13 protein-coding genes are annotated in these 19,174 nt (G+C 37.3%); 2 read left to right on the top strand and 11 right to left on the bottom strand.

Translation table 11 applies throughout. From position 1 onward, the window contains the following. Positions 1–12: 12 nt before the first annotated feature. From ABTV69_RS12245 to ABTV69_RS12215, 7 genes are all read right to left on the bottom strand, one after another. Positions 13–1,374 carry a CsgG/HfaB family protein gene (locus ABTV69_RS12245; protein ID WP_433829121.1) on the bottom strand — a complete coding sequence of 454 codons (1,362 nt, stop codon included), beginning with the start codon at positions 1,372–1,374 and terminating at the stop codon, positions 13–15. Between the two features lies 1 nt (position 1,375). After that, positions 1,376–1,783: a curli production assembly/transport component CsgF gene (locus tag ABTV69_RS12240; RefSeq protein ID WP_433829119.1), complete on the bottom strand. Its 408-nt coding sequence runs from the start codon at positions 1,781–1,783 to the stop codon at positions 1,376–1,378. Between the two features lie 15 nt (positions 1,784–1,798). Continuing rightward, positions 1,799–2,086 (bottom strand): CsgE family curli-type amyloid fiber assembly protein, encoded by a 288-nt coding sequence (locus tag ABTV69_RS12235; RefSeq protein WP_433836699.1) that lies wholly within the window; start codon positions 2,084–2,086, stop codon positions 1,799–1,801. Positions 2,087–2,124: 38 nt separating this feature from the next. After that, positions 2,125–2,532 carry a hypothetical protein gene (locus ABTV69_RS12230; RefSeq protein WP_433829118.1) on the bottom strand — a complete coding sequence of 136 codons (408 nt, stop codon included), beginning with the start codon at positions 2,530–2,532 and terminating at the stop codon, positions 2,125–2,127. 1 nt (position 2,533) lies between these two features. Beyond that, positions 2,534–3,058, bottom strand: coding sequence for a hypothetical protein (locus ABTV69_RS12225; protein ID WP_433829116.1), 525 nt, complete (start codon positions 3,056–3,058; stop codon positions 2,534–2,536). Positions 3,059–3,140: 82 nt separating this feature from the next. Beyond that, a complete protein-coding gene (locus ABTV69_RS12220; RefSeq protein ID WP_433829114.1) occupies positions 3,141–3,989 on the bottom strand; it encodes a hypothetical protein in 849 nt (282 codons plus the stop codon). Positions 3,990–4,403: 414 nt separating this feature from the next. After that, positions 4,404–6,593: a glutamine synthetase III gene (locus ABTV69_RS12215; protein WP_433829112.1), complete on the bottom strand. Its 2,190-nt coding sequence runs from the start codon at positions 6,591–6,593 to the stop codon at positions 4,404–4,406. A 429-nt stretch (positions 6,594–7,022) separates the two neighbouring features. On the opposite strand from ABTV69_RS12215, the gene ABTV69_RS12210 reads away from it, so the two are divergent. After that, complete coding sequence (locus ABTV69_RS12210; protein ID WP_281234583.1) at positions 7,023–8,039, top strand: glutamine synthetase beta-grasp domain-containing protein; 1,017 nt, start codon at positions 7,023–7,025, stop codon at positions 8,037–8,039. A 272-nt stretch (positions 8,040–8,311) separates the two neighbouring features. Further along, a complete protein-coding gene (locus ABTV69_RS12205) occupies positions 8,312–9,286 on the top strand; it encodes a TerC family protein (protein ID WP_433829110.1) in 975 nt (324 codons plus the stop codon). Positions 9,287–9,363: 77 nt separating this feature from the next. On the opposite strand, the gene ABTV69_RS12200 is transcribed toward ABTV69_RS12205, so the two are convergent. From ABTV69_RS12200 to ABTV69_RS12185, 4 genes are all read right to left on the bottom strand, one after another. Continuing rightward, positions 9,364–9,882, bottom strand: coding sequence for a hypothetical protein (locus ABTV69_RS12200; RefSeq protein ID WP_433829108.1), 519 nt, complete (start codon positions 9,880–9,882; stop codon positions 9,364–9,366). Between the two features lie 217 nt (positions 9,883–10,099). Next, positions 10,100–16,711 (bottom strand): T9SS type A sorting domain-containing protein, encoded by a 6,612-nt coding sequence (locus ABTV69_RS12195; RefSeq protein ID WP_433829106.1) that lies wholly within the window; start codon positions 16,709–16,711, stop codon positions 10,100–10,102. Between the two features lie 530 nt (positions 16,712–17,241). Next, a complete protein-coding gene (locus ABTV69_RS12190) occupies positions 17,242–18,102 on the bottom strand; it encodes an alpha/beta hydrolase (RefSeq protein WP_433829104.1) in 861 nt (286 codons plus the stop codon). A gap of 162 nt (positions 18,103–18,264) precedes the next feature. Continuing rightward, positions 18,265–19,137 (bottom strand): AraC family transcriptional regulator, encoded by an 873-nt coding sequence (locus ABTV69_RS12185; RefSeq protein WP_202000552.1) that lies wholly within the window; start codon positions 19,135–19,137, stop codon positions 18,265–18,267. Positions 19,138–19,174 lie beyond the last annotated feature (37 nt).

Below are 19,174 nucleotides of genomic sequence, written 5' to 3'. Positions count from 1 at the left end.
AGATCATGAACATTATTTTTTCTTTTTTGCAAAATAATACGTCAGTCCTAATCCGAATTTATAATAATAATCGTCCCGAGTTCCTGCAACGATATAATCAATGTTATCACTGAAATTGATATTTTGTTCAGCAAAGAGTTTTATCCCTATTCGATCTGAAGCCATGTATTCAAGACCTCCGCCGTATTGTATTTTGCTGTGTGTATTTTCAAATTTACTGTTCATTCCGTACCCCCCACCTAGATATAAGTAAGGTGTAAGGCGGTCTTTAGGAAGTATGACCCATTCCATATTAAGGTCGTATGTAATATAGCCAACATCTAATAAATTTTTGTTAGCAAGATTTACCACGTTTGTAGAAGCACTTACATTAAAACTTGGAGAAATAAAGAATTTTAAAGCGCCGCGACCGAAAGGTCTAAGTTGCGGATCTTTATAATCTCCATCCATCAAAGTAGTTCCGCCTGAAAGTTCTATCGCAAATTTACTCCTTCTGTTTTCCAAAACTCTATCATAAAGTCCTGTTACATCGGCGGTTTTATTCTCTTCTGCATAAGCTTTTAGCAAATTATCGACTTGCCATTTTGGTGCATCAGCTTCCCATACATTATCTTTTATACCTTCTAAAACTAAAGATTCTACTGCTTTTTCTATCGCTTCTGTAACAGCCATATGCACAGGTTCGTTAGTTGTATATCCCGTTTCTACTTCGAGAAGTCTTTTAAAATTTACATATCTAAAAAGGCTTTCATCAATTGCCTGTGACAAAATGGTTTTTGAAATATAAACTGATTTTAAAATTTTTCCATTTGAGGTAGAAATCATTCTCAAATAAATTGTAACGCGATCCTGACGGTATTTTACAGAGGCGCCCGCTCCAAAATATCTTGCTCCAAATCCGCCTGTAATAATATTAGAATCGTAAGAAACAATTCCGCCTTCCAATAAAACTCCCGCATACAATAATGGGCTCAATTGCGGCTCATTTGGATTTGCATTTTTTATGTATTCCTGACGGGTAGAACGAATAAGATTTCGTTCCTGCAAGAGATTTCCAATGTTTTCACGTTCAATTGGAATAAACCATTTCGAATCTTCCAAAGCTTTAATCAAGATAGAAGTTGCGCCTTGGGTAACAGCTGTACTAAAACTGCTTCCGTTTTCTTGAGGTTTATATTGTCCGGTCTGATCTCTAAATTTATAGACACCAACCACAACTTGCTCTTTAGGTTTTGGCAAATCTTTTAATAAAGAAGTCGCAGGTGTCCCTTCTCCCAAAACAGCCTTTTGCACTCCAGTGGGTTGATTATAATAAGCGCCGCAACCAGTAAAAAGAAACACAAATACAATTAATAGGTAGTGATGTAATCTCATATTATTGATTTGGGATGATAACTTGGGTTTGCTCTCCTGTATTTGTATCTAAGATATTAAGTGTAAGTCCTTCTGTAGAAGGAAAGACATCAACCGAATACGTTCCAAAAGTATAAGAGCCTTCTTTAATACCATCGGTTCCAAACTGCTGTCGATAAAGAGAACCTGAAATCTGACTTAATAATTGCGCATTTAAATTGGCTTTAAACTTTTCTAAATCGGTTTGTTCTTTTGTTGTTGCAGCTGTTTTATCTTTCTGTTTGTTTTGCGATTCGGCACTACTTAATAGCCATTGGTAATTAAAAGTATCTCCACCAAATGCAGGATTTACAGGTTTATAAACTAAAGCCTGAGCATTAGTACAGACAGAAAAAAACAGACACACGATTATGGTTAGTATGGGTTTCATATCTTTAATAATAAATTAATACTGAGTGAAATATTTGCGTTCTTTTTCTTTTTCTTTTAAATATGTAAAGGTGGCATCTACAGCTTCTTGTGCGACTGCATCTAAAAATTCATCATCCGGTCGAACCAAAAATTCATAAACAACTTCATTTTCAATAGTTATTGTAATTGCTGTATTTCTAGCAAAACTATATTCTTCACCTATGGTTACTATCTTCTTAGAATTTATTTCAATCTCATTATATCTATAATAATATCTATCATAAAAATCCTTACCCATTTTCGTTTTAGTATCATCAGTAATGATGCCTCGTAATTCGAATCCTTCATCTTGAAGCAGTATTACGGGCCCATCTTTTTTTTTTCTTCACCTAAAACTACTCGGTCTTTTGCTATTATTTGTTTGTCTTCATCATAAAACAACAACATAATAATCACCTCGTCTGTCTCAATTAGGTTTATTTGAGATGTAGATAATTTTTGTTTTTCGTTTGGTTGTAAGGTAAATATACCAACCTGTTCATTCTTAGACTGATTATTATTACTATCATTATTTTTAATCACAGATAATCTATAGGCAGCACTTCTAATCACATCGGTCATGTTTTCGGCAGTACCAGTAATTTTTACGTTGCCTTCTACTTTTTCGATTTCTATTTTTGCTTTTATTTTATCCTGAGGAACTTGCCCATAACAAATTACAGCACAGAATAAAAACAGTATAATAATAGATCTATTAAGAAAATACATATTACAACTTATTAATAAGAATTACAGAAGCTCCATTTCCTGTCTGTGTAATTTTCATGTTTTTCGACAAGGAATTGGTGCCAATATTTTGAATATTTTGATTGTCTCCTTTTTGAACAATCTCCATATTTATATCATAATTGGTTTTGTATGTAAAATCAAAAAGCCGATTATTATCTCCTTGCTGAAGAACACTTTGAACAATAGATTTTCCATTTTTATCAATCAGAACATTGTTTCCGTCTCCATTTTGCTCTACGTAAACTTTTGATTGGCTGCTTTTTAAAGTTGCATTTACTTTATTTAAATCTCCAATTTGCTGAATTTGTATTCCAGATTGCAGTTTTAAATTCAAATTATTTTGAGCCTGTTTATTTAATCCAGAAACGACAGTCATTGCTGCTTCTTTAGAATTAAAAACCGATGAACTATAGGATTTAAACTCCGAATTATCTTCTTTCCCCTGACCATAAAAAACAGGACAGCAAAGAAGTACCAGTACTATATTTAAAACTAAAACTCTCATGATTGCTTTTTTAGATATTAAAAATAAAGAGATATGAGACAGTCGTTCTAGGACTATCTCATATCTAAAAATAATTCTCTAATTAATATCCTGTTTGACTTACAGTAATACTGTTGTTATTTCCTTTAGAGAAACCAACTTGTTGATTACCTAATCCAGATAAGTTGTTCTGAGTTACAATTGAAGTGTTAGTATTACCAATTTGCAATGTGTTTTCTTGGTTATTATTTCTTCCTTGTGTAGTCAATGATCTATTGCCATTACCATACTGATAGTGTCTTGAGATATTTCTATCTGCTAAGCCAACTGATGTAGAGTTTTGAGTTTGCTCAGAAATGTTTGCTGTACCACCTTGGCTTGTGTAAGCTAAATTGTGGTTTCCAGTTTGAGTTTGAGTAGCTCTATTGCTTCCATTAGGCGAGATAGGAACTGTGGTTGGTAATTGTGCAATTTGAGCAGCAGAAAAAGGAAGTCCTGTTGGCGTTTCGTTTCCTGTTGTTCCTTGGTCTACAGTTGCTTCATTGTTGTTTCCTGTTTGGAATTGCCAAGCTTTATCTCCACCATTAAGTGCAGACCCAGGCCCTGCTATTTGATCTTGCCAGATTGTAGCTTTGTTTGAGTTCCCTTTTTGATCTTGGTATGCCTCATTGTTTTTGTTGCTTTGAGAAACCCATGAAGTGTTCAAATTACCTGTTTGTTTAACATCAGCAAGGTTTTTCTGTGCATTATACAAACCTGGTTGAAGTCCTTGAAAGACTTCAGACTTGTTTGTGTCTCCATTTTGTGCAACAGTAGATTTGTTATCAGATCCGTTCTGAGAAGCATTACCAGTATTACCATTTCCTACTTGGCCTACAGCCGAAGTGTTCTGCGCAATAGCCGCAAATCCTACAAACAGCATCGCTGAGATGCTTAAAATTACTTTTTTCATAATAAATATATTTAATTGGTTATTAATACAACTTATTATGTAGGTAATATGCAGGTTTCTAAATTTGGGTAAAATAAGAAGGGGGGACTTCATAACTTCATTCATTTGAAAACAATCTTTAAATATGTTTTCTCAACCTCGTGACCAAAATTAGAAAACTTATCCAAAAACCACTCAAGTATAAACACCTATTTTACAATAAGTTAATCTCTTTTCGACAAACTGTAAAACTATCCCGATGAACTACTCAACTTGTAAGAAATTTTTATAAGAAAAAAGTTACTTATCACAATTTACTTACATTTGAAGCACCTAGAATGGTTATATAACTGAAATTGCGTAAGTGTTTTTTTACTATTTTGAATCAAAAAAACCCGTCTTTTTGAGACGGGTTTTTATTTTATAAAGAGCAGATTATTTCGTAAACAATAATTCTCTGTATTTAGTCAATGTCCAACTTTCGTCGTCCACTAATAATTCTAATTTATCACAGTGATTACGAATTTCGTCAAAATATGGTTTTACGTTATTACAATACGCTTCCGCCATTTTTTGAGCGTCTGTCAATTGGTTTGCTTTTTTTCTTTCGTTAGTCATCGCCAATACTTTAGAATTGATTCCTTCAATATGACCTGAAATTTCTTTAATTAGAACAATTTGCTCTTTTGCTAATGATTCAAATTCTTTTGCAAAAATCTCTTTTAATCCTTTTACATTATCAATTAATGTATTTTGGTAGCGAATTGCAGTTGGAATGACATGGTTTCTTGCAATATCTCCTAAAACTCTTCCTTCGATTTGGATTTTTTTAGTGTATTCTTCCAATTCGATTTCGTAACGCGCTTCAGCTTCTACGTGATTAAAGATTCCTAATTGCTCAAATAAGTCTAAAGCTTGTTTAGAAACTTTAGCTTTAATTGCTTCTGGAGTTGTTTTGAAGTTGCTCAATCCACGCTTCGCAGCTTCTTTTTCCCAAGCTTCGCTATAACCGTCTCCCTCAAAAAGGATTTTTTTAGAGTGTTTAATGTATTCTCTTAAAACATTAAAAATAGCATCATCCTTTTTCATGTCTTTCGACTCGATCAAGTTTTCTACTTCATTTTTAAAGTCAATTAACTGTTTTGCAACAATTGCATTCAACGTTGTCATTGCATTAGAACAGTTTGAATTTGAACCCACCGCTCTAAACTCAAATTTATTTCCTGTAAAAGCAAATGGCGAAGTTCTATTTCTGTCTGTATTGTCTAGTAATACGTCTGGAATTTTACCAACAACATTTAGTTTTAGATCTGTTTTTTCTTCTGGCGAAAGTTTCCCTGTTGTAACGCTTTCTAATTCAGATAAAACTTTGGTCAATTGAGCACCAATAAATACCGACATAATTGCTGGCGGTGCTTCGTTTGCTCCTAACCTGTGGTCATTACTTGCTGTTGCGATAGAAGCTCTTAATAAAGTTTCGTTATCGTTTACCGCTTTAATTGTATTGATAAAGAAAGTCAAGAACTGTAAATTACTCATTGGCGTTTTGCTCGGACTCAATAAGTTAACTCCTGTATCTGTTGCTAAAGACCAGTTATTATGTTTTCCAGAACCGTTTACTCCTTTAAATGGTTTTTCGTGAAATAATACTTTAAAGTCATGACGCTCAGCCACTCTCTGCATTACATCCATTAATAAAGAGTTGTGATCTACCGCTAGGTTGGTCTCTTCAAAAATCGGAGCCAACTCAAACTGATTTGGTGCAACCTCGTTATGACGTGTCTTAACCGGAATACCCAATAGCATACATTCTTGCTCCAAATCTCTCATATAAGTAAGAGCGCGAGTTGGAATAGATCCGAAATAATGATCATCTAATTGCTGTCCTTTTGCAGAAGTATGTCCTAATAAGGTTCTTCCTGTCATCATTAAGTCTGGACGAGAATTTGCCAAAGCTTTGTCAATCAAGAAATATTCTTGCTCCCATCCTAAAGTAGCCGTTACTTTTTTTACGTTTTTGTCAAAATATTTACAAACCTCTGTAGCTGCTTCGTCAATTGCAGACAATGCTCTTAATAAAGGTATCTTATTGTCTAAAGCTTCACCTGTATAAGCAATAAATACTGTCGGAATACATAAAGTTGTACCATATATAAAAGCAGGAGAAGTTGGATCCCAAGCGGTGTAACCTCTTGCTTCAAATGTATTTCTGATTCCGCCGTTTGGAAAACTTGATGCATCCGGCTCTTGCTGTACCAATTGCGCACCGCCAAATTTTTCCACAGATTCGCTACCGTCATAAGAAGTTTCAAAAAAAGCATCATGTTTCTCTGCTGTTGTTCCTGTAAGTGGCTGAAACCAGTGTGTATAATGTGTAACACCTTTAGAAAGAGCCCATTCCTTCATTCCCATAGCAATATAATCGGCAAGCTTTCGGTCTATTTTTGTACCATGCTGAATAGCATCTCTTACTCCTCTAAAAGCATCCGAAGTCAAATATTGCTTCATTGCTTTTTCATTAAACACATTTGATCCGAAAAGATTAGATTTTCTGCCAATTTCTTCAAAAGGCACCGGCTTTCTGTTTGAAGCTTGTTGTAAAGCTTGGAAACGTAATGTTGACATGGTTATATATATTTTAAATTCGTAATAATTTTCATTAAAAAATGATCAGCAAATATAAACAATTAAAATACCTATTCGGAATATAAATATTAGATTTTTGAAATAGAATTTCTCAATATAAATTGCTTTTTTCAAAGAATAATGAATTCAAATCACAGAAATATAACAAAACTGTACGGTAATATTGATTAAATAAACATTTTTTCATAATTTCTTAACTCAGAAATTCAAAAAAGCACCGTAATTATTACGAATTTGTTTTTTTAAGGTTATTAAAATTGCTTTTTTTGAAATATACCCCTATCAAAATTACGCTTATCCAAAAAATTATACTTCGTAAAACAAAATAGCCCCCTAATTTTTGGGACTGAAAAAATAAATCTATATTTGACCCAACGAAAAAAAACAAAAAAATTAATTTATATTATTATGGCTAAAATTAAGTTAGAGTACATTTGGTTAGATGGATATGAACCAACTCAAAATCTTAGAAGTAAAACTAAAGTTGAAGAGCACGAAAACTTCAAAGGAACATTAGAAGAACTTGGAAATTGGTCATTTGATGGTTCATCAACAAGACAAGCTGAAGGTGGATCTTCTGACTGTTTATTAGTTCCAGTTGCAATTTATCCAGATCCAACTCGTATCAATGGATGGTTAGTAATGTGCGAAGTTATGTATGCTGACGGAACACCACACCCTTCTAACGGTAGAGCTACAATTGATGATGATAATGATGATTTTTGGTTTGGATTCGAACAAGAGTATTTCATCATGGATACTAAAACACAACTTCCACTTGGTTTCCCAGTTGGAGGATACCCTGCTCCACAAGGGATGTACTACTGTTCAGTAGGTGGAAAAAACACGCACGGTAGAAAATTAGTTGAAGAGCACGCTGACTTATGTATCGCTGCTGGAATCAACTTTGAAGGAATCAACCAAGAGGTTGCTTGCGGACAATGGGAATTCCAATTATTCGCTAAAGGAGCTAAAAAAGCTGGAGACGAAATCTGGGTTGCTCGTTACCTATTAGACCGTTTAACTGAGAAATATGGTTACTATATCGAATATCACCCAAAACCTCTAGGAGATACTGACTGGAATGGTTCTGGAATGCACGCTAACTTCTCTAACACAGTTCTTAGAACATGTGGTTCTCAAGAAACTTACGAGAAAATCTGTGAGGCTTTCCGTCCTGTTACAAAAGAGCACATCGAAGTTTATGGAGCTTACAACGATCAACGTTTAACTGGTAAACACGAAACTGCTTCTATCAACGATTTCTCTTATGGAGTTTCAGACAGAGGATGTTCTATCAGAATTCCTTTAATGACAGTTCAAAAAGGATGGAAAGGTTGGTTGGAAGACAGAAGACCAGCTTCAAACGGAGACCCTTACAAAATTGCTGCTAGAATTATCAAAACTGTTAACTCAGCGCTATAATTCAAAGCTCACATTATATGCTAAAAAGTGTCAACATTTATTTGTTGGCACTTTTTTTATATATCATCTTTCAACTTTGTCAAAGTTTAAAACTTTGACAAAGTTCTCATCTGATTTTAAGGTTTAAACCGTTATTTCGAATTTAAAAATCTCATAACTTTATAACACTTAACATTTTACAAATAACAAATATTACTTAATTTTAGTACTAAATTTAATTTTTAAGTTGAACTTCAAAACTTATCTTTGTAAATCATTTAAACAAAATCATTATGATAGTCTGGACTCTCTTTTTACTTGCTGTAGTTTTTATTCTTGCTTTAGACTTAGGTGTCTTCAACAAAACACCCCATATTATCAGCACTAAAGAAGCCAGCAAATGGACACTGGTTTGGGTTACTCTATCCTTTTTATTCTCAGGAGTAATTTATTGGCTATACACCACAGATTATATTGCAAACCCAGATAATTTAAAACCAGCAGTCGCTTCCATGAAGTTTATCACGGGTTATTTAATTGAGCTTTCACTAAGTGTCGATAACATTTTTGTTATTGCTATTATTTTTGCTTCGTTTAAAATTCCGCAAAAATACCAGCACCGCGTTTTATTCTGGGGAATTCTCGGAGCTATAGTTTTCCGTGGTTTAATGATTTTCTTTGGCGTAATGCTGATTAGTAAATTCACTTGGACGACTTACGTATTTGGTATCTTCTTAATTTTTACTGCTATAAAAATGCTCTTTTCTGGCGAAGACGAAGATTTCCACCCGAAAGACTCTTTTATTTATAAGACATTAGGAAAAGTAATGCCGATTACTTCAGAAACTGATGGCGAAAAATTCTTTATCGCCACCAAAACGGCTAAAAAAGCGGCAACACCTTTATTTGTTGCTTTAATTGTAATTGAAGTTATGGACGTACTTTTTGCGGTAGACAGCGTTCCTGCAATTTTGGCTATTACAAAAGATCCGTTTCTAGTATTTAGCTCTAATATTTTTGCCATTTTAGGATTACGTTCTATGTATTTCTTCTTAGCTAATATGCTGGCAAAATTCAGTTATCTAGAATATAGCTTAGTCGCTATTTTAGCATTTGTTGGATTAAAAATGCTATTGCACGATTATATCGAAGTTCCAGAATGGGCTTCTTTGGGCTTTATCGCGTTATCCCTTTTAGTCGGAGTTCTAGTTTCTCTTAAATTTGGAAAGGAGAAAATACTAACCGATTCTCATTTAAATGAAGAATAATATTAAAAAACTGTATTGCATAAAAAAAAAAAGGAAATCATATGATTTCCTTTTTTTATCATTGTGTATTAATGATATTAAAACTTAATTTTCTGTACTTGACTTTCACTTAGATTAGCAGCTTTCATTACCTCTAGATAATTAGTCTTATTAACAGATTTAGCAAAATCAGCAGGAACTACTACAATTCTAAAAATCTGATTCAATCGATAAGGATCAAGTTCTGGATCCGTTAAACCTCCTCCATTTAAATAAATGTCGACAAATGAATCACTAAATGTAAAATCGAAAGAAAAATCTCTTGTACCATCATCGAAATAATGAGTTTCAGGCAAAAATTCCCAAACATCTCTACCACTGTCAACACCTGCAAATCTATAAACTAAAACTACATCCGAATCCAAAATACGTTGAGGAAAAACAAACCTAACTCTAAAGTTGTTAGCTGTAGTAAAATTATAATAATTTGGCGGAACATTTTCATAGACAGTTCCTACTCCATCATATCCTGGAGGCCCCGGAGGCCCTTCTGGCCCTTCACAGCTAGAAAATGCAATTAAACCGATAACTGCAAATAAGGTAAGTATCTTTTTCATAATTATATTTTTTAAGGATTATACTATAAAGGTATTCCAAAAATTAAACCAAAAAAAAGAAAAACATCATTTTTCCCTTATTTTTTTTAATCGTATGTGTATTAGCTAAAGTATTCTACTTGTAAAACACATATCCTTAAGAGATAAACAAAAAAATAATTTTCAAAAAAAAGCACCCGCTTTTAACGGATGCTTTAAATAAGAGTTATAAATTAATTTAATTACCATCAGAAATGATTTTTTTAGTGCTACTTCCTCTATTAGTCGTAACTTGTAGAATGTAAACTTGGAATTTACCTACGTAGAAATTAATATCAAAGTTATATTCTTTTCCTAAGTAAGAATCTGTATCTGTTTTTGAAGACAACAATTTTCCAGAAACATCAAACAATTCTATTTTAACATCGGTCGCATAATCAAAGTTATAACGAATGGTAATGTAATTTTTGAATGGAACAGGATAAGCATCAAAACCAGGTTTTTTACTTTCTTTTCCTGTACTTTCTACTACAACTGTTTCTTGGGTTGTAGAAGTTTGAGTAACTATTGATTGTTGAGTAGTTCCACAAGCAAGAGGCTGAATGTTGTATCCTATTGCAATTCTACATTCATCAAATGCATTGTTTATCAAATCTACCAAACTTGCAATGTCAGAAAGAGAAAGTCCATAACTGTTTCCGCCTCCTAATGCTTGATTAGCCAAGTTAAACAAATCACCTACCGTTTTATCTCCTGCCAGTTTACTAACTACATTGTTCGGAATAGTGTAATATTTGTATTCATTACTTACTGTTCCATCAGGATTACAAGAACGCAATTTTGGAGTTTTAGATCCGCAACCACCTTCAGGCTGAGCAACTGATAATATACCTGCCTGCAATTTGAATTTACTTAACTCACCATCAATACCTAAATTAAGTCCCAAAGTAATGGTTTGAGCCAATAATGTATTATCGATTGCTCCTTTTTTAAGATATGACGCTGGTAATGCGCTAATATGAGGATTACCATTTGCTAAAACTTTACTTGGTCCGCCTCCTGGTAAAACTGCTATAACAGCATTAATGTCAGTTTGATTATTAGATACTAAAACAGATTTTCCAACTAAACCAATTGTCATTGTTCCTCCTGGATAACTACTTAATGCTTTCGCAATAAGCTGTACAGTATTGTAAGATTGTCCTCCTACACATGCTGTACCACCAAGATTTCCATAAGCACCTTGAGTATACGTACAAATTGGAGTTGTACATGGAGTGATCAAAAATGTTGATACTTTTTTAATCGTTTCACAATTGTTCGAAACAACATATTCAATAACCAATGATGTTCCTACCTGAGGTTTCACAAATTGAGATAAATCTGTAGCCTGAATATTACCAGCACATCCTCCGGTAAATTTGAATCCGGCAATCCATGTAGCAAATGCAGTATCAGGATTTTCGCCACAAACAACTGTTTTGTTTGGAGGACTTAAGACGTTAAGCAAATTAATTTTAGCGATAGTGAAGTCTCTGCTGATGGTTTCCTCGTAGCATTTGTCGGTAACTTTATAGGTAACGGTCACGGTTCCGCCGTCGCATAGTTTCGGCGCCATCGGACTGCCTTGGATTTCGCCTTTCGCATCGCATCCTCCGCTCACTTTAAAGCCCGCTTTGAAGGTTTCAAATGCCGCATCCAATGCTGCCTGGTCGGCATAAGTACAAGCGAAAGCGTTAACTGCCAAAGGAGCTTCAGCGCTTATCGCTGATGGAGCTGTAATGGTGAAGTCTCTGCTGATGGTTTCCTCGTAGCATTTGTCGGTAACTTTATACGTCACCGTCACAGTTCCGCCGTCGCATAGTTTAGGAGCCGTCGGACTGCCTTGGATCTCGCCTTTCGCGTCGCATCCTCCGCTCACTTTAAAGTCCGCTTTGAAGGTTTCAAATGCGGCATCCAATGCCGCCTGATCCGCATAAGCGCAGGCTGAAGCGTTCACTGCTGTAGGGGCTTCTGGGTTTACCGCTGCAGGAGCCGTAATGGTGAAGTCTCTGCTGATGGTCTGCTCATAGCATTTGTCGGTAACTTTATACATCACCGTCACCGTTCCGCCGTCGCAAAGTTTCGGAGCTGTCGGACTGCCTTGGATTTCGCCTTTCGCATCGCATCCTCCGCTCACTTTAAAGCCCGCTTTGAAGGTTTCAAACGCAGCATCCAATGCAGCCTGATCCGCATAAGCGCAGGCTGAAGCATTAACCGCTGTCGGAGCTTCTGGGTTTACCGCTGCAGGAGCCGTAATGGTGAAGTCTCTGCTGATGGTCTGCTCATAGCATTTGTCGGTAACTTTATACATCACCGTCACCGTTCCGCCGTCGCAAAGTTTCGGAGCTGTCGGACTGCCTTGGATTTCGCCTTTCGCATCGCATCCTCCGCTCACTTTAAAGTCCGCTTTGAAGGTTTCAAATGCCGCATCCAATGCAGCCTGATCCGCATAAGCGCAGGCTAAAGCGTTAACCGCTGCAGGGGCTTCTGGGTTTACCGCTGATGGAGCCGTAATGGTGAAGTCTCTGCTGATGGTCTGCTCATAGCATTTGTCGGTAACTTTATACATCACCGTCACAGTTCCGCCGTCGCAAAGTTTAGGAGCCGTCGGACTGCCTTGAATCTCGCCTTTCGCGTCGCATCCTCCGCTCACTTTAAAGTCCGCTTTGAAAGCTGCGAAAGCAGCATCCAATGCGCTCTGATCCGCATAAGCGCAGGCTGAAGCGTTAACCGCTGTCGGAGCTTCAGCGCTTACGGCCGCAGGAGCTGTAATGGTGAAGTCTCTGCTGATGGTCTGCTCATAGCATTTGTCTGTCACTTTATAAGACACCGTCACGGTTCCGCCGTCGCAAAGTTTAGGGGCAGTCGGATTTCCTTGGATCTCGCCTTTCGCGTCGCATCCTCCGCTCACTTTAAAGTCCGCTTTGAAAGCTGCGAAAGCAGCATCCAACGCCGCCTGATCCGCATAAGCGCAGGCTAAAGCGTTAACCGCTGCAGGGGCTTCTGGGTTTACCGCTGATGGAGCGGTAATGGTGAAATCTCGGCTGATGGTCTGCTCATAGCATTTGTCTGTCACTTTATAAGACACCGTCACGGTTCCGCCGTCGCAAAGTTTAGGGGCAGTCGGATTTCCTTGAATCTCGCCTTTCGCGTCGCATCCTCCGCTCACTTTAAAGTCCGCTTTGAAAGCTGCGAAAGCAGCATCCAACGCCGCCTGATCCGCATAAGCGCAGGCTGAAGCGTTAACCGCTGTAGGGGCTTCTGGGTTTACCGCTGATGGAGCGGTAATGGTGAAATCTCGGCTGATGGTCTGCTCGTAGCATTTGTCGGTCACTTTATACGTAACGGTCACGGTTCCGCCGTCGCATAGTTTCGGCGCCATCGGACTGCCTTGGATCTCGCCTTTCGCATCGCATCCTCCGCTCACTTTAAAGCCTGCTTTGAAGGTTTCAAATGCCGCATCCAATGCAGCCTGATCCGCATAAGCGCAGGCTGAGGCATTCACCGCTGTAGGGCCTTCAGGAACTACTGCTGATGGAGCAGTGATGGTGAAGTCTCGGCTGATGGTCTGCTCATAGCATTTGTCGGTAACTTTATAAGACACCGTAACCGTTCCGCCGTCGCAAAGTTTAGGGGCAGTCGGATTTCCTTGGATCTCGCCTTTAGCGTCGCATCCTCCGCTCACTTTAAAGCCTGCTTTGAAAGTTTCAAACGCAGCATCCAACGCCGCCTGATCCGCATAAGCGCAGGCTGAAGCGTTAACCGCTGCAGGGGCTTCTGGGTTTACCGCTGATGGAGCCGTAATGGTGAAGTCTCTGCTGATGGTCTGCTCATAGCATTTGTCGCTAATTTTATAGGTAACGGTCACGGTTCCGCCGTCGCAAAGTTTAGGGGCAGTCGGATTTCCTTGGATTTCGCCTTTCGCATCGCAGCCTCCGCTCACTTTAAAGTCCGCTTTGAAGGTTTCAAACGCAGCATCCAACGCCGCCTGATCCGCATAAGCGCAGGCTGAAGCGTTAACCGCTGCAGGGGCTTCTGGGTTTACCGCTGATGGAGCCGTAATGGTGAAGTCTCTGCTGATGGTCTGCTCATAGCATTTGTCGCTAATTTTATAGGTAACGGTCACGGTTCCGCCGTCGCAAAGTTTAGGGGCAGTCGGATTTCCTTGGATTTCGCCTTTCGCATCGCAGCCTCCGCTCACTTTAAAGTCCGCTTTGAAGGTTTCAAACGCAGCATCCAACGCCGCCTGATCCGCATAAGCGCAGGCTGAAGCGTTAACCGCTGCAGGGGCTTCTGGGTTTACCGCTGATGGAGCCGTAATGGTGAAGTCTCTGCTGATGGTCTGCTCATAGCATTTGTCGCTAATTTTATAGGTAACGGTCACGGTTCCGCCGTCGCAAAGTTTAGGGGCAGTCGGATTTCCTTGGATTTCGCCTTTCGCATCGCAGCCTCCGCTCACTTTAAAGTCCGCTTTGAAGGTTTCAAATGCCGCATCCAATGCAGCCTGATCCGCATAAGCGCAGGCTGAAGCGTTAACCGCTGCAGGGGCTTCTGGGTTTACCGCTGATGGAGCCGTAATGGTGAAGTCTCTGCTGATGGTCTGCTCGTAGCATTTGTCTGTCACTTTATACGTAACGGTCACGGTTCCGCCGTCGCATAGTTTCGGAGCTGTCGGACTGCCTTGGATTTCTCCTTTCGCATCGCAGCCGCCGCTCACTTTAAAGCCCGCTTTGAAGGTTTCAAATGCCGCATCCAACGCCGCCTGATCCGCATAAGCGCAGGCTGAAGCGTTCACTGAGACAGGACCTTCTGGGTTTACTGCTGATGGGACAGTGATGGTGAAAGCTGCAGAACATGATTTTTGCAATCCACAAGAATCAGTAACATTGTAATTTACGGTTACAGTGCCTCCGCATAAAGCTGGAGAAGTCAAGTTCTCTAATCCTGTAATCGTTAAAGTTCCGTTACCTCCTGAAGCTGTAAAGCCTTGTTTAAAGGTATCAAAAGCGGCATTAACTGCGGCCTGATCGGCATAAAAACAAGAACTTTTGATATTATCTTCAGGACAAGTTATATTAATAGGTGTTGGCGGAGTATTTGTTACAACTACTGTATCTGCTTTTTGGCATCCGTTTGCTGGGTTAGTAACTGTTAATGTGTATGTTCCTGCTTTATCAATTGTTGGTGTGAGAGTTGTACCGTCCGAAACAATGTTTCCATCCAATGTACTCCATAAATAAGTAGCATTTGGTGTACTTGACGAACCCGACAATTTTATCGACGTTATCAAACAGGTTAAGGCTTTATCTTCTCCTGCGTTAACATTTGGTGCGGCATTATCTTCAAGAACTGTAACCGTTTTTTTAGCAAAACAGCCTTCTAAATTTGTATAAGCATATACCGTATAAACTCCCTTAACAGAAACAACCGGAGCATTTCCAGAAATAAAAGGCCCATCAGCTACACCATCGGGTGAAGGGCCGTACCATTTTATCGTAGCATTTGCCGGAGTTGGTGTTGCCGTTAAAGTAGCTGTTGTAGTAGTACAAGTCAATGGATTACTAACATTACCTACTACGGCTACATCCGTAATATTTCCGAATAAATAAGGTCCTGAAAAATCTTTTAATTCTGCAGTAAATGAAGATGACGATCTTGTTTTTACTATCAGACTGCCTAATAAATTTGAACAAGGCTTCTGGTTAACATTTCGGCTATCCAGTCCTAACGCTGTCAAATTAATTCCAAACTCTGAAAATTGCAAAGCTTTATAATTATCTTGAAAAGAAGCTTGCGAACCTTCTAAAGTTCCCCAAGGTGGACCTAGTGTAGCTGAACTTACATTAACAACTGCAAAAACATCTGTATTTATACCTCCTCCTTTTGCATTTATTTCAGCATATCCGTAAGGAGGTGCACCATTACCTTGGTCAAAAACACCAGTAAGATTAAACGGTCTGTTAGGTCTTGAGTTAAAATTAGCGATATCAGCACTAGACATCCAAACCCTTACACTACCAAGCGGTTTTGTACCACCATTTTCAAAATCGATCGCAACAAGTACGTCTCCTGGCACAAGTATTTTTCCGGTAGCATCAAAAGTCCATGCTGTATGCCCTGCTTGAGCACCTGTACCCACTAATGCACTACCGCTGAAGGTAACTTCTGTTCTAAAAAATTCAAAATCAAAATGTGAATTCCCATCAGAAGAAATTTTAGATGCTCCTCCATATCCCCATAAAATCCCATCGGGATTAATTGCTAATGCGGCCGGAGATAAGTCTCTTCTTAAATAGCCATATACATCAACAATGTCATCCTTTTGTGGAGTACTACCTGCTCCTAAAGACCAAGTAGCGGGGTTATCACCATTCTTGTTAGAATTTCCAGCAAAGGTATTAGAATCGTTATTACTTTGCGTTGAATTTCCATCACGCCCGTAAACAGCATCAATCCACAAAAAATTACCAACCATGGTATTTTTAGGCTTCGACATTCTTTTTTCGAATGTAAAATTATTATTAGCCTGGATTGATGTTTTTAGTGCCGCCGAATTAGTTTGATCGATAACATTTTGACCTGTTCCATTAGCAAAAGTCGAGTTAAAAAACCAATCATCATAAATACCTGAAACCGTTGGCGGTACCAAAAATTGCTCTTTGTTTGCATAAACGTCAGCGTCAATACCAAAATTAGCTTTTACAGCTGCTCCAGATATAGCCTGCGAATACAAATATGGGTGAAAAGCAAATAGCATAAAAAACACCATCAAATAAAATGGATATCTTTTATGCACAATAGTTTTCATCAAATAAAAATTTGGGAAAACTAAATCAATAAAGAAACAAGGAAAGATTTTACAAAATTGTATAATCTTCATGTGATAAAAAATAGTTTTTTTCATGATCATAGTATTTAGAATACCATCACATTAGTAAAAACCAGAAAGTTTGCAGATTTGGAAATTACATTTAAAATAATAAACCATCTTCAAAAATTATGAAGCACAAAATCTAAAACTCTTAAAAAAAGACTTGACCCTCAGAAAAAATCTGACATTAACGATCAGGGGGAAAAACATTTGTTAAAATTAGTTAATATCACAAATGCCCTCAATTAAAAAGAAGTAAAATCGATATCATTCAAAAATCATCGATGAATGGAACACCACAAATAAGAAAAATAATACACAACGATTTAGAACCAATAGAAAAACAGGTCTTAACTTTCGAAAAATAAAAAATAAAGACCTGTTTTTTATCAATTTCTTAAAAAAACGTAGTTTTTAACTAAAAACAATAAAAACACATTATCAACTAAAAATCAACATTTTAACAACTACTTTACTTTAGTTTTTAGCAGTATCTTACTAAAAAACAATGTGTGATAAGGAAGCGAATTCTCCCAATATTCCCAAGTATGCGCTCCTGGCCTTTCGGTATAATCGTGGTCAACTTTATTATATACCAACCTTCTGTGCAATTCTCTGTTGGGTTCAATTAAAAAATCATCTACACCACAATCTATAATTAATGGCAATTTATTGGCTTTTAATTTATCGGCCATTCTCAAAACAGAATGCTGCTCATACAATTCTGTATTACCGCTTTTATCACCAAAAACAGGCTGCATTAATTTCACAATTTGCGCAGAAGAATCTCTATTCAACATTGTGCTCATATCTACGGCTCCACTCATACTTCCAGCTGCGCAGAATAAATCGGGATGCTTTGCAGATAAATACAACGCACCATGTCCGCCCATCGAAAGACCTGTAATTACCCTACCGTTTTTATTAGCAATTGTTTTATATGTTTTGTCTACTTTCTGAATCACTTCCTGCGTAATAAAAGTCTCAAACTGACTTTCTTTATTTACAGGACTATCAATATAAAAACTAAACATCTCTCCTTCTGGCATTACAATTATCATATTATATTGGTCTGCCAGATTATGAACTAGTTTTTTGTTTGGAGTATTTTTAAGCCAATCGCTAAAATGTCCGTATGCACCATGCAACAGATACATTACAGGAAAAGCTGTTTTGCTTTTTGTATAAGAATTGGGTAAAACAACAGCCGCTTTATAGGTTTTTCCCATAGCCGTGCTGGCAACTTGTAAAGTGTCTACTTTTGCAGCGTATGTCATGGTGGTAAGACAAAGCAAAAATGCAGACAATAGCATTTTGATTTTTTCCATTTTCGATATTTTTTTCTGATTAGGGTTTGTAAATATACTTTTTTTCAGAATAAAATATATGAAAAATCCGACTAGTGTTTTCGGTAAAAAAGATAGCCACTAATTCACGAATTTTTTAAAATATTCGTGAATTAGTGGCTAAAGAAAACTCAGCTTAAAAACTTAGCTAATTATAATCTTATGTTCATGGCGGTATTGCGAAGCGCTTTTACCTGTATATTGTTTAAACGATTTACTAAAGTGGCTGAAGTTATTAAATCCGCTTTCGTAACAAACTTCATTAATGCTCATTGGCTGTTCTGCCAAAAGTTTAGAAGCGTGTACCAAACGATATTCATTTACAAACTCAGTAAATGTTTTGTTTGAAATCTTTTTGAAATAACGACAAAACGAAGGCGTAGTCATGCTTACCAAACTTGAAACCTCATCTATAGAGATTGATTCCTGAAAATGATCTTTTACAAAGTTGAAAACCACATTCATACGGTCGTTATCTTGAGTTTGAAGTTCCATCGAGAATCCGTCTGCATTTAGAATGGTATACTCTTCAGCTGACTCCAATTCATCCAGAACACTCAAAAGCGTAATCAATCTTTGAAATGGCGGTTCATTTTCCATCATTTCAATTTTCTTTCCGATACGTTTTTTCGTTTCACCGCCAAAAGCAATTCCACCTTTAGCTTGTTTCAAAATATTCTGCACCTTTTTCATTTCAGGGGCAACAAAAAAATCGCTTCCTAAAAATTCAGGTTTTATATGAATTACAGTTTCAGTTGTATTCCCTGTCTGCTCATTTGTAAAACCGCAATGCGGCAAATTAGCTCCTATTAAAAGTAAACTACCATTGGTATAATAAGAAACATGGCTTCCTATTTGTCTTTTTCCAGCCCCACCATTTATATAAACCAACTCAATTTCTGGATGATAATGCCATAAATGAGCTTTGCTATTGGTCTTTTCGGCGTGTTTAGTGTAGGTAAAAGAACTTCCGTATGAGTTAGTTATCACTTCAAGAGCTGGGGCAATAGTCTTCATGATAATTTCTTTAAAAAATAATAGCAAATTTAACAAA

This window comes from Flavobacterium anhuiense (genome assembly GCF_050990855.1).
In the GTDB taxonomy this organism is placed as follows: Bacteria; Bacteroidota; Bacteroidia; order Flavobacteriales; family Flavobacteriaceae; genus Flavobacterium; species Flavobacterium anhuiense_C.
Note: the sequence above shows the minus strand (reverse complement) of the source record. Positions and strands in the feature narration are given on the sequence as shown.